Origin of the sequence: Paenibacillus pseudetheri, from assembly GCF_924513355.1 — a bacterium.
Taxonomy (GTDB): Bacteria; Bacillota; Bacilli; order Paenibacillales; family Paenibacillaceae; genus Paenibacillus_AQ; species Paenibacillus_AQ pseudetheri.
Window position 1 is genome coordinate 1 of the sequence record NZ_CAKMAB010000108.1, and the last position, 494, is coordinate 494.

1 protein-coding gene is annotated in these 494 nt (G+C 50.8%); it reads left to right on the forward strand.

Annotated features, from left to right (window positions below):
* On the forward strand, positions 1-494 hold a 494-nt coding region (locus L1028_RS31120; protein WP_234541971.1), incomplete at both ends, for an IS30 family transposase.

Sequence of the window (494 nt, forward strand, 5' to 3'; positions counted from 1 at the left end):
GCGTAAGCCCATGGAGACACGCGGACGCTTTCTCGTAGGAAAACCCATTAGCCAGCGTCCTAAAGAGGTGCGGAAACGAGAGTCTTTTGGACACTGGGAATTGGATACAGTCGTATCCAGCGGAGGAAAGAGCCGAGCCTGTGCCGCGACATTCATCGAACGCAAGACACGTATGTATCTAGCCCTGAAAATGCCAGACCGAACGGCTCATTCGATGGAGATCGCTTTCGGTGTAATCGCAAGCCAGTACCCTCAAAAGACGTTCCTAACAGCTACGACAGATCGAGGGAAAGAATTCGCCTGCTATGACGCCCTAGAAACCTTTCATGGACTGGATGTCTACTTTGCCGATCCCTATTCGTCCTGGCAACGTGGATCCAATGAAAATGGGAATGGACTTCTTCGGGAGTTCTTTCCCAAAGGCCATGACTTTGCACAGGTCACCGATCAGGAACTAGCTCATGCCTTACATCTCATTAACCATCGTCCACGAA